The sequence below is a fragment of the Acetatifactor muris genome, from assembly GCF_024623325.1.
GTDB lineage: Bacteria > Bacillota > Clostridia > Lachnospirales > Lachnospiraceae > Acetatifactor > Acetatifactor muris.
Map to the genome: position 1 here is coordinate 107295 of NZ_JANJZD010000003.1, position 12221 is coordinate 119515.

The following is a 12221-nucleotide window of genomic DNA, read 5'->3' on the forward strand; positions in this document are numbered from 1 at the left end:
AGGAGGGAAGTATCATGGAAAACATCTTGCAGACGGCCGACAGGCTCTTCCAAAACCGTTATATTATTTCTATTAAAAAGGCTTTTACCATCACGCTCCCAGTAATCATCCTGGGCTCGATAGCATCGCTGATCAATAATATTCCCATTAACATAGTGCAGATGGGTCTGTCCACCCCGGTTGGACAGGTGATTCGGGCTGTAAATAGCGCAATCTGGCTGGGCAGCACAGCCGTTATGGCGATTCTGATTGCATGGACTTTGGGCTATTATCTCGGTAATACCTATAAACTTAACGGTACGCTCTCGGCCCTCACAAGTGTATCCGCCTATCTGGCCATTTGCGTCACAACCTCGGATGGCGGCATCTCGCTGGGCCAATTGGGATCCGGTGGGCTTTTCGGAGCTATTTTAATCGCGATTCTGGCCACCGAGCTGTACCATGCATTTTCCAATCTTAAAATCAATATTTCGGAGGATACGGCGGAGGAGGTGCGGCAAATGTTTGCAGCGCTTCTCCCCGTCATGCTGTCCGTTTTCTGCATTGCCCTCACAAACGGCATCCTGTTGATGACCTCCGGCAAAGGGGTTGACGAATGGATTTATACTGCCCTGTCCCTTCTTTTTTCAGCGGCCGATGGAGGCGGACTTGCCGGTACCTTGTTTCTGGTATTTGGCATCCATATCTTCTGGTTCTTCGGTATTCATGGCGGAAATGTGATGGATAGCATCATGGTCAGTGCTTTCGGCGAGAATCTCATTCGTAATACCGACCTGTATGCTCTGGATCACAATGCCTTTGACGAGCATCTTGCCATTATCAGCAAGGGCTTTCTGGATACTTTTGTATTTATGGGAGGAGCGGGTACATCGCTGTGCATTATTATCGCGGTGTTCATTATTGCCAGAAGCCGGTATATGCGCAGCATCGCCAAAATGGGCGGTGTATTCGCACTCTTCAACATGAATGAAATTGTGTTGTTCGGCTTTCCCATAATCCTGAACCCTATTCTGCTGATCCCTTTTCTGCTCACGCCGCTCACGATAACGCTCATTTCGTGGAGTGCAATGTCTCTGGGTCTGGCTGCCCGGGTTGTAACGGAAGTGCATTGGGCAATGCCGCCTTTGATCAGCGGATATCTGGCAACCGGCGGGCACCTGTCGGGCAGCATCCTCCAGATGATCAATATTATTGCAGGCATCCTGATTTATCTGCCATTTATTCGTCTGATGGACAGACGGGCAGTGCAAAAGGAATCCCTGAAGGACAACAATACGGCTCTGTTAAAAAATACACTGAATACGGTGGTTGAGAAAGTCCATAGCTCCACGGGTGAAATCAATGGGGAGATCACGGATTTTTCAATCGTCCTGGAAAGCGTCGTCAGAGATTTGAATGTGCTCTCTGCTCAGATGCAACAACAGATGCAAGTGATGCATACCTGTGACGAATATATGCGGACCATTGATACCTCGGTGGGCAACACAGATACCAGTATAAAAGCCGTCCTGCAGAATATGGAAAAAACAAACACGCTATCCACGACAGGCGCACAGAACCTGCAGCAAACGATGCAGGAGATGGAGGAAGCTTTCTTCTCCACACAAAAAACAAATGAACTGGCCAGCCAGCTTAATCTGCGCTGTGAGCAGATTGAGGGAATGTTGAAAAGCATTGAGGACATATCCGTGCAGACGACTACTCTTTCACGCAGTGCCTCCATTGAAGCGACGCACGCCGATGTTCATGGCAAAGAGTTTTCCGTGGCAGCCGCCAATATAAAAGATTTGTCAGAAGCAACAGCGAAGGCCGTTTCCGATATTGAGGGTTTGTTACAGGGGATGAAAGCGGATACATCTGATATGATTGAGCGATCTGAAGTCAGTTTCAAGCGGGTAGAAACCGGACTGCAGCAGGTGATTGACGCCAACCGGCTGTTCGGTGAAATTGTACAGAATATTCACAATATTCAAGTACAGTGTCATACGGTTCTTAAATACAACGGCGAGGTGATCGATGAATTGCAGCAAATCAATGAACAAATCCAGACGACCAGCCATTTCTTTGAAGAAACGGCATCCCATACGTCTAAGGTAGCTGCACAGGTTCGCAATAGGTCGGATGAGTCCAAAGAAATGGCGCATAAGCTGCGGAAGCTGAATGTGGAAACAAGCCTTATGACAGTGAATGCGCTTGAGAACCTTGAAAGTTAGGTAATTGCATGTGCTGACAGCTTCTTATTGCCCCACTGGCTGCCGTCCACATGGCGAAGCCTGGCGCAGATCAGCATAAGGTCGGCGCCGCCGTCACTACCCGTGTGTGACGGCGGCTCTCCCGATTGAGCCGTTCAATGACATTGTTGGTGTGGATACGGGTTCAGATCTTTTCTTTCTGATGCCGACGCATTCACTCCCCGGCAGCCCGGATCAGCCCGGCCTGTCTTTCAAATTCCTCCACACTGTTCACGCGGGCCGCCAATTTAAGCCACTTCCGCAGAATATCCTGATCCTTCTGTTCCCGAAGCCGCTTCTCCAGATCCTCTGAGACCAATCCAATCTCCTCCAGGAGAGCCATGACAGCTTCCGCTTTTCCTTCTGCTTTTCCTTCTTCTTTTCCTTCTGCCCTTCCCTCATCCCGAATACGTTTTTCCACTTCAAATGCTTTCATATATGCCAGCCCCACTTCCCTGTCTGCTTTTACTTCCGTCACTATCTCATGCAGCCTTGCCAGCCCTGCGGTCTGTGCGTTCTCTCCCGTGGAATGCTCCATATACCGAGCCAGCTGCCGCAGCCTCTCCGGCGGCTTCCCTTCCGTTCCCCCGGTATACAAAAAAATCGTCCTGGCTCCATCCTCATAGGACAGGGCCGGTTCCTCCATACAGCCGTTCTTTATAGTATAGACCATTCTCTTTAGTCCAAAAGGATCATATGTGGTGATAAAGATCACCACCACATTCCGCAGCGCCTTGTAGTCTTCCCCTGCCGCCAGGTTCCCTGCATCTATCTTCGAATGATAAAACCTTACCCTGCGGGGCAGCGCCGCCACATCTCCGGCTCCGCCGTTGCTGTCCGGCTCCATATCAAAAATCTCCCCGTCCTCCTCGTCCAGGTACAAGTCCAGCCGCACTCCATGGCCCTGCGGATCCTCTCCGTACCAAGTCTTCTGGGACACCACCGTGAGATGCCGGACCCTGCGCTGCAGGATACACTCCAGGATAAAACGGGACGCTTCCTCCCCATAGGTTTTGTGGGATGCCAGGCTGTGCGCCAGGAAATCGTCCACCAGGTTCATTTCTGCCAAAGGCTTCATAGTTCCTCCTCTTCCGGCAGAAAGATGCTGTCTGGCTGCGCCGCAAACTCCTGCCTTGCAATATAATCAGGGTGTCAAAGCATAGAGTTTCTGAATGAGATTTAGACAAACTGAATTTGATATAACTGTGTTCAAGAAATTTATATGCTTTCACATATAGCATATCAGAATCTCCGCCCTTGTCAAGGGGTACTTCAAAAATAAATACTGGCAAGTCCAACTTATCCGGACTGATCCTTCCGCCCGGAACATGTGTGCCCGCTGTGACAGACTAACGAATTTATACAGGATCAAACTAAAACCGTTTTGCCCCGTCGATCAGTCAAACAGAATCTCCTCCACCGTCACAAAGGTATACCCCTCCTCCATCAGCTCGTCTATGGCTTTCAGCGCCGCCGTCACTGACGTGTCATAGTAATCATGCATCAGAATAATGTCGTTTTCTCTGGTCTTGCTGACAATTTTCTCCGTGATCCTCCCCACATTTCGGGAGCTCCAGTCTAACGGGTCCACCGTCCAGAGCACCGGAAACATGTTCAGCTCCTTCTCGAAGCTCTTGTCCCAGGAACCATAGGGAGGACGCACATACTGCACTTCCTCCCCGATAATCTCTTTCAGAATCTCATTTGTCTTAATCAGCTCATCCCTGAATTTTTCCCGGTTATTCTTCGTCAGCTGGATATGACTGTATGTATGATTGCCGATTAAATGGCCTTCATCAGCCATTCTTTCAATAATATCAGGATGTAATTCCGCATGTTCCCCCGTGACAAAAAAGGTGGCGTGAACACCTCTTTCCTTCAGTCCGTCCAGCAGTTGCTCTGTATAGCTGGGATGGGGACCGTCATCAAAGGTAATCGCAATCTTCTTCACGTCCTCCGGCTCCAGGTTCTCACCCTCCTCCACAATATGTACCATCCCGCTGTCCGTTGCCACCGCCGCACTCTGCAGTCCATATAACCCTAAAAAAAGCAGCCCCGCCATCACATCAAACAGCAGAATTGCCATGGTCGTTTTCTTCATATCGGACTTCTGCCCCTGTCATTCTCTCAATGCAGTATATGCGCCCAAAGACGCTGCCATTCATCATTCATGATCAGGGACAAAATTGCAGCTTCTATCTCATACTTTGTCACCGACTTTTCGTGTTATAATCAGTGTCAGGAACAGAAACCTGTAACTGACCTTTGCAGAGCCGAAAAGTCACATCAGCCTCTCAATGTTGATACTGGCTCATCCTGTCCCGAATCTGTATCTCCCTGTCAAAGGGGGTGTATGCGGTCAGATACAGCGTGGCGGCGCCGGCCGTCTTCGCCTCGCTGTCCTCCTTGCCCTCGGTAAAATGGTGCTCCCCAAAGCAGGGGCCTGCCACCAGGGCATCTCTGCCGTTTCCCACCTCTGTGTAACCCTGTTTTACCACGATCACCTCACTGCCGGTCAGCGGCAGGTCCACATACTCATTGGTCAGAAAATCCACACCGGAGAAAGCAAGCTCTATTCTCCAGGGTGCTCCCTCCACACCGGAGGTTTTCACCCGCACATCCAGCCCGTTTTTCACCTCTTTCACCCACACATCAATCTGCATGTCAGGCCCCAGCTTCTTCTCCCTGGAAGCATTGTCCATTTTCCACCAGTCGCTGGTGAGAGGCTTTTCGGCGAACGGCAGGTAATACCAGCCCCGCATGGTCTGGCTCAGGTGGTACTCCCCCCTGGAAACCCGCTCCATCTGCTGCCCCTGAAAAGCCCGATGTTCACAAAAGCTTCCGGCCACCTTCATCTCCAGCTTCATGCTGCCGTTGTGGAGATAAAGAAAGTTTGATTTTCCGTTCATCACTGTGTAGGTGAACCGGCCCTGCTGCCCTCTGGCAATGCCGGACTCCTGATAAAATGTCTCAAAGTCAGGACGGTGATAGCTGCCCGTGAACTCAAAGCTGCGATATTCCGGATGCAGCATGAACCAGATCAGAAAATCGGGAGAATTGATATGTTGCCTGTTCACAATCTCAAAAATGGTATTGCACATCTGCAGGAATTCCGGGATGTCATACTTCATTCCCATTTTCAGATATTCTATGTAATAATCTCCGGGGTAAACGAGTCTGTCCCTGTCAAAACGGGTGGAATTGGCGGTAAAAATACTGTCGTCCGGTTCCCAGTAAGTCAGCATCATCCGCAGATTACGGACGGCGTTGCGCTCATAGGAAGAATCCCCCGTTGCCTCCGACAGCAGAATCATGGCATCATTGTTGATCCGATTATAATTTCCCGCAGACTTCTCCGCAAATTCCCCATCCTCATTGCAATCAATGCCCTCATTCAGATAAGCGAAGGCTGCTTCTTCCATCTCCTCACAGTCAAACAGCCTGCTGCAGCTCATCAGAATGGACGCAATGGCCCAGCGATGGTTCGGCGTATGGAAGCCCCCCTGTAAAAGGCCGTATGCCCCCCGGCGCACAATGGATTCCACCTTCTCCAGAATCCCGCTCTCCTCCACAGTCAGTTCCGCTCCCACAGTTCTCTCCTGTCTGCCCTTCAGATACTGGTACACGGGCAGCAGCTTCTTGATGCAGAAAGCTGTGTCGGGAGCAGAAAAGAAATTACAGGTAATATAGTCAAACAGGCCGTTCTCATGCTGTACCCCGGACACATAGTCCAGCCCTGTCATAATGCTCTCAAACACTCTCCCGTTCCGATAAAAACGAGTATCTTCATTACAGTAAACCGCCACCATACTGGCAATCCGGTAAATGGCAAATTTCGCCTGGACAATTCCCGTGGGATCTGCAAAGCCTCCATACCTTGGACTCTCTCTGTCCGAAATCTGCATCTGCAGAGATTTCACCACCCTGTCCTGGGTATCCGCAACCATTTTCTGATAATGCTTCTCCATATATTCCTCCTGCCGTTTTCATTCCGTCACATATCGTCCAGCCGTACTGTCAGGGTACAGTTTCCAGCTGTACAGATCCGTTTTCGCAGAGCCTCAGCTTTGCAGCCCCGATAATCCCCGCGTCGTTATCCAGTCTCGCCGCGGTCAGAACCGTATTCTCCGCGGAATCCCTGGAATAAATCTTCCCGCTGACCCGCTCCTGCAGCAGCGGTATCAGGATATCTCCCGACCTGCTGACACCGCCTCCGATACACAGCACTTCCGGCTGTAATATATTGATGAGATTGGCCAGGCCTTCACTCAGGTATTCCGCATATTTCCTTACTACTTTTATCGCCGTTTTATCCCCCTGTCTGTATGCGTCAAATACAAGCCTGGCATTCATATCTCCCTGGTTCTGACGACACAGCTCCCAGAGAAGGCTCTTCCGCTTTTTGTCCATGGCTTTCCGGGCCCGGGCAATCAGCGCCTCGGCGGAAGCATAGGCCTCCAGACATCCCCTCCTGCCGCAGTTACAGGGAATCCCATTATAGCGGATCGTCATATGGCCCAGTTCTCCGGCGGCGTAATTGACACCCCGCAGAATCTTTCCATCCTGAATGATGCCTCCGCCCACACCTGTCCCCAGTGTCACCATGAGAAAGGACTCCGGCTTTTTGTCAAGTACAAGATATTCCCCCCAGGCCGCCGCGTTGGCGTCATTCTCGAAATATATTTTTTTGGATGTCTGCCTCTGCAAAAGCTCCCTGAGATTTCCCTGGCAGAAGGGCAGGTTATTGGCATACTCTATCCTTCCTGTCCTGCCGTTTGCCGTTCCCGGCACTCCTACACCGATGGTGTGAATTCCGGAGGAATTCACATTGTTCTCGGCCATAAGCTCTCTCACCAGCCTCAGCAAAACCTCCGCCAGGGCCACAGCCGTCCAGTTTCTGTCCGTGACAATACTTTTTCCCGCCATAAGCCTGCATTGGTCATCCACCAGTCCGGCGGTAATGCCGGTACCTCCCACATCAATTCCGATATCATACATAAATTTCCACCCCCTGTGCCCGCCCGGGTATTCACATTTTCAGTCATTTCAATGCTGTCGACATATAAATCTGTGAGCGGAATCCCCCGTCTCCGGTCGGACCTTTGACTCAATCTGATACTTCAAGCAGCAGTGTCCTGATTTCAAAGGATCGGAACCGCAGCCGCAGTCTGCCATCCTCAGGTGTCAGTTCCTCCCCTGCCTCCTCCAGCATGTTGCAGGCAAAGACCCGCTTCACCTGGTCCGGAACAGTGAGCATGGTCTCCCCGGCACAGCCCTTTGCCTCATAGAGTCGGAGCACCACGCCGTTCTTCCGGTCAAAGGCCGGCTTACAGGTCTCCAGAATCACATGGCCGCCCTCCAGCCGGAAGAAAGAGGTCTCTTCTTCCACGGAAGCCATACCGACAATATCTCCAATATCTCCCGGCCTCACTGTCCCGCCGAATTCCGAGGCTGTGACCTCCACATTGCACTCATAGGCTTCCTCCGTCACCCTGCCGGATACGAAAGGACCGTAAAAGGGCAGGATAGAATACGTAAAACGCTGTACTCCTCTGTCCGCTGTCATATCGGGCATCACAGGGGCCCGAAGCAATGTCAGGGAAAGCCTGCTGTCCCGGGCCGACAAACCGTATTTGCAGTCGTTTAACAGGGCAAATCCATTCTCCCCATCCGTCAGCACCGCATATTTGTGCTGGCAGGTCTCGTACAGATCCCGCTCGTACTGCCTGGACTTATGGGTGGGCCGCCGGATATAGCCAAACTGGATCTCCTGAAGCACCTCCTTTGTGTAGACCGTGGTGGGAAAATCTGCCTTCAGGATCCTGTGCCGCTCCTGCCAGTCGATCTCCGTCTCAAAATCAATCCGGGCAGAATCCTTCCGAAACCGGATTCTCTGCTCTGCGGTGAAGTATCTCTCCTGCCGCTTTACCACCGCCGTCACACTGCCGTCCGGATACGCTTCTATCCGCACGGTGCAGCTGTCCGAAAGCGCCTCCGGTGCCTGTTCGTACATCTGTCCCAGCTCCCAGGCATCATAGTCCACATTCACGTCACGGTACAGCTTCCACTGGTTCAGGGGTTCCTGCGCATATTCATATCCCCCCGCCCGGGATATCAGGCTGGTAATCCGCCCCTGTCTGTCCAGCCGGGCACGATAAAAATCGTTTTCGAAGACGACCTCTTCCGACATCCAATGCTCTGCTGCTTTCACACAGCCGCCGGGTCCTCCCTGCAAGCTGTCCTCCCGCAGCCTCACATATCCGCAGGCCGGAAGCCTTAAGCCCCCGAAACGTCTCTCCCAGCTCAGAGAATTGAACAGCGCTCTTCCTCCTGCCAGCCTGCCAAGCAGCGCTTCCGCAAGTTCCCGGCTCTCCCGCTCCACCTGCTCCAGAGCTTCTGTCGCCTCCCGGTTCACCCGCTCTATGGAGGTTCCCGGCAGAACATCATGGAACTCCTGTACCAGCAGCAGATTCCACAGCGATTCCAGCTTTTGGAGGGATGTTTCCTCCTGGTCCCATCCCCCCGCCAGCCGCAGCAGTCCCGCCAGATACTCCGCCTCCCGCAGCGCGTACTCCGCCCTGCGGACACCTCTCTTAATTCCCGCCTGCGCGGTGTAGGTTCCTCTGTGCCATGCCAGATACAGCTCTCCGTAATAAACATTTCTCACACAAGCCCCATCCAGTCTGTCAAAAAAGGCTGCCGGGCTCTCCATGGTACACCTGGGGACACCTTCCAGGTCCAGACAGCGCGCCGCCGTCTCCACCATCATCTCCGTTGGACCGCCTCCTCCGTCCCCATAGCCGAAGGGGAACAGGAAGGTATCTATCTCCTGCTTCTGATTCCTGTCCTTCTCCCAGCGCTCCCGCAGCGCACCGGAACTGAAAACCGCATTGTTCTTCTTATAAATATGGGACAGAATCCTGGTTCCGTCGATGCCCTCCCACCAGAACACATTGTAGGGAAACTGCTGGCATTCAGGATCACAGCGCAACAGCTTCTGGGTGGCAAAATAAGGTACTCTGCACCCCTTCATAATCTGGGGCAGCGCACCGGAAAAGCCGAAGGTGTCCGGCATCCAGGCCACACGGCTGTCAACGCCGAAGTTCTCCAGGAACCATCGTTTGCCCAGAACAAACTGCCGAATCAGGCTCTCGCCCCCCGGCAGATTGGTATCACTCTCCACATACACCGCCCCATCCGGCAGGAACCGGCCCTCTTCGACCTTTTCCTTCACCCGTCTGAAAAGTCCCGGATAATACGCTTTCAGATATTCCAGAACCGTGGGGCAGCATAACAGAAACTTATAGTCGGGATATCGTTCCATCAGCGCCAGCTGATTGGAGTAGGTCCTGGCCGCCTTCCGCTTTGTCTCCTCCAGGGGCCAAAGCCAGGCCAGGTCCAGATGCGACTGTCCGAACACCGTAAATTCCGGCATGGTATCCCCATTCCGCTTTTCCAGAAGGGGCCGAAGCAGTTTCCTTCCCTCCCGGATACTCTCGCTGCGCCCGGGTTCCTCCGCTTCGAAGTCGGCGATACAGGTAAAGCGCTGCAGCGCTTCTCCAATCTTCACAGTGCGCAGCTCACTGTCCGGCAGCACCTTCCACAGCTCATACAACGTATGATAATCCGCGTAAGCAGCGAACATCTCTGCATTATGAATTCCAAAATGACTGCTCTCCACTTTGCACTGACATGCAGGCGGCTCCGGCACCGGCTCATCTCCTCTCCTGCAGATCCCTGCGCCTTCCTGTCTGACCCCATGGCCCGCATAGCACTCCGCATAAATCTCAAAATGCTCTCCGGGAACGGCCCGGGCTGTCAGCTCCACCATGGAATGTCTGCTGTCAATAGAGCCTGCCTCTCTGCCGTTTACATACACCAGCATCTCCGGTCCCGGTCCCAGATGCAGCAGAATGCGCTCTCCCACCGCTGCTTCCGGCATTGTCACACAGGCCCGGAACCATCCGTACTCCCATTTTCTTCCCCACGCTCTTCCCCTGGGAAAAGGCCGGAACTCCCGGCTCATTGCCTGTTCCAGAGACAGCTGCTCCATGGTGACAAATCCGGAAAGCGCTATCTCCCCCAGCTGTGTATACAGATTCCGCCCAAAGGCTTCGTCCCATATCTTCAATCTCTCATCCCACTGTCGTCCGAGTTTCATGCATATCCCCCCTGCACCTTACAGTATCGTCCTGTACTCCATCAAAAACAGGATGGCCAGCGCCTGTCCGTAAGGCATGGGCTTCAGCTCAATTTCCTTGTAGAAATCCCTGGAAATCCGTCCCATAGGTGTTCCGTAAGAAACCTGATTCACCACGCCATCTTCCGATATGTAGTCCAGAATCGGTGCCGCCGCTTTCGCCGCCGTCTCCAGACAGCTTCTGTCCGCCAGGCCGTCCTTCACCGCCTTCAGAATGCCGTAGGCAAAGCCGCAGGTGGCGCTGGCCTCCACGTAAGAATCCTCATCGTCCACCAGGGTATGCCACATGCCGTCCAAAGCCTGATACTTTTTCAGGCTCTCAATCTGCGCTCTCAATGTATTCGTCAGCATTCTTCTCACCGGCTCGCTGCAGTCCTGAATGGCCAGGAATTCCGGTATGGCCATGGTGATCCAGCAATTTCCCCTGCCCCAGAAGGCACCGGCAAAATTGTTCTTCTCTCTGAAGCTCCAGCCGTGATACCACAGCCCCGTAACTCTGTCACAGAGGTATTTGTCATGCAGCAGAAACTGGTACTCCGCCTCCGCCTTCATTTTCTCATCATTCAGAATCCGCCCCATATTTGCCAGGAAAAGCACCGTCATATAAAGGGTGTCATCCCACAGCTCCTGCTCATTGACGCTGTCCGAGGTCTTATGCTGGAATCCGCCTTCCTTTGTCCGCGGAAAGCTTTCCATAATCTCTTCCGCCGCCTGAATACAGGGCTGCAGATACTTCTCCTCCCCGGTGTACTCCGCCAGGAAGGACATGGTCAGGTAGGGCGCCGCCGTGTTCACATTCAGCGCCGGAAAGCCGATGGCTATCTGCCTGTCATAATATTTCTTCAGCGTATCCAGATATTTTTCCTTTTTCTCATAGCAGAAAAGCTTCCAGAGGCCGAACAGTCCCACTCCCTGGGTCCACTCCCAGTACCGGTATCTGGCAATATCATCTCCCGCCAGATTGTGACTCTCCATGTTCTTCAGGAAAGTATCGTCCGTCTCATACAGAATATGGGTAAAGGCATCCACCATTCTGTCAATCTTGTCATTCACACGCCGAAGCAATTCCTTTTTTTCCGTGCATTTTCCCTCCAGCACCCCGATAAGTTCCTTCAGCGCTTCCGGCGTCTTCACCGTATAGTCCGGCTGCCAGTCCGCCTCCTCCACAGAATGAAAATATCTGGGGGACCAGTCCAGCCATACGGAAGTAATCCCATAACGGTTAGCTCCGGCCACATCTTTCTTCAGGTTGTTTCCAATCATAACAATGAATGGCTTATCAGCTTCCGTCAGCCCCATCTTCTCCATGGCGGTGTCAAACATGACCCTGGCCGGCTTCTGCTCTCCCACCACCTCGGAGACAATCCACTCCTCGAAGCAGTATCCCAGCCCGTTTTTCCTGTACACATTCCGGAAGGATTCCCACTCGCCGTCCGCCACAAGGGCGATACGGTAGCCCTCCTCCTTCAGCTGCCGAAGTACTTCCCCCGCCCCCGGGATAAACGCCGCTTCCGTGACAATCCCTCTGTCGTCGTAAATCTGCGTGCTCTCGTCAATAATGGTGTCTCCGCTGTCTGTAAATATGATCAGATTTTTATTCATAGTCTCCTGCCCTCCATTATGCTGCCACTGCCTCCATATTACCAGAGGCCGGCTTCCATTTCCACGCGTCTGTTGTTTTTTGGACGAATTATATTGCATTTTTTGCTATTATTTCATGGAAATCCTTTCTCCATTGTACAAGATTTGCGAAATCATCCTGTCGCATTTGTCCATTTTGTATGAAGCAT

7 protein-coding genes are annotated in these 12221 nt (G+C 52.5%); 1 reads left to right on the forward strand and 6 read right to left on the reverse strand.

Annotated features, from left to right (window positions below):
* Positions 1-14 precede the first annotated feature (14 nt).
* Complete coding sequence (locus NSB25_RS03800) at positions 15-2213, forward strand: PTS transporter subunit EIIC (RefSeq protein ID WP_172454940.1); 2199 nt, start codon at positions 15-17, stop codon at positions 2211-2213.
* A gap of 193 nt (positions 2214-2406) precedes the next feature.
* Here the strand turns inward: NSB25_RS03800 and NSB25_RS03805 are convergent, their stop codons facing one another.
* The 6 genes from NSB25_RS03805 to bglB all read right to left on the reverse strand — a co-directional run bounded on the left by NSB25_RS03805 (position 2407) and on the right by bglB (position 12033).
* Complete coding sequence (locus tag NSB25_RS03805; RefSeq protein ID WP_146039967.1) at positions 2407-3309, reverse strand: Rpn family recombination-promoting nuclease/putative transposase; 903 nt, start codon at positions 3307-3309, stop codon at positions 2407-2409.
* A 318-nt stretch (positions 3310-3627) separates the two neighbouring features.
* Positions 3628-4332, reverse strand: a complete 705-nt coding sequence (locus NSB25_RS03810; RefSeq protein ID WP_242982287.1) for a polysaccharide deacetylase family protein — start codon at positions 4330-4332, stop codon at positions 3628-3630.
* 193 nt (positions 4333-4525) lie between these two features.
* Positions 4526-6199 (reverse strand): hypothetical protein, encoded by a 1674-nt coding sequence (locus NSB25_RS03815; RefSeq protein ID WP_103238140.1) that lies wholly within the window; start codon positions 6197-6199, stop codon positions 4526-4528.
* Positions 6200-6248: 49 nt separating this feature from the next.
* On the reverse strand, positions 6249-7229 hold the full coding sequence (locus NSB25_RS03820; RefSeq protein WP_103238139.1) for an ROK family protein: 981 nt from the start codon (positions 7227-7229) through the stop codon (positions 6249-6251).
* Between the two features lie 109 nt (positions 7230-7338).
* Positions 7339-10392, reverse strand: a complete 3054-nt coding sequence (locus NSB25_RS03825) for an alpha-mannosidase (RefSeq protein ID WP_103238138.1) — start codon at positions 10390-10392, stop codon at positions 7339-7341.
* Between the two features lie 18 nt (positions 10393-10410).
* A complete protein-coding gene (gene bglB / locus NSB25_RS29155) occupies positions 10411-12033 on the reverse strand; it encodes a beta-galactosidase BglB (protein ID WP_306817548.1) in 1623 nt (540 codons plus the stop codon).
* Positions 12034-12221: the final 188 nt, after the last annotated feature.